Annotated in this window: 1 protein-coding gene; it reads left to right on the top strand. The window is 67.4% G+C overall.

Annotated features, from left to right (window positions below):
• Positions 1-267: hypothetical protein (locus AAEZ18_RS18950; protein WP_352255961.1), on the top strand; the 267-nt coding region annotated here is incomplete at both ends.

Raw genomic sequence — 267 nt, 5'->3', positions numbered from 1 at the left:
GCCTGAGCCTGCCCAAGACCCGCGACGACGCCGAGGACCTGCCCGGCCCGCCGCTGCTGGGGCGCCGCGTTGCGGTGCTGGAGAACCATGAGCTGGCGCGCCAGGCCCTGCAGCACCAACTGGAAGACTGCGGTCTTGCGGTGACGCCTTTCAACACGCTGGAAAGCCTGGCCAATGGCGTGACCGGTGTGCACCAGACCGAGCAGGCGATCGACCTCGCTGTGCTGGGCATTACCAGCAAAGACATGCCACCCGAACGCCTCAACC

This window comes from Pseudoalteromonas sp. 19-MNA-CIBAN-0066 (assembly GCF_040308705.1).
GTDB lineage: Bacteria > Pseudomonadota > Gammaproteobacteria > Enterobacterales > Alteromonadaceae > Pseudoalteromonas > Pseudoalteromonas nigrifaciens.
The sequence above is the reverse complement of the archived record's forward strand: the minus strand, read 5'-3'. Positions and strand labels throughout refer to the sequence as shown.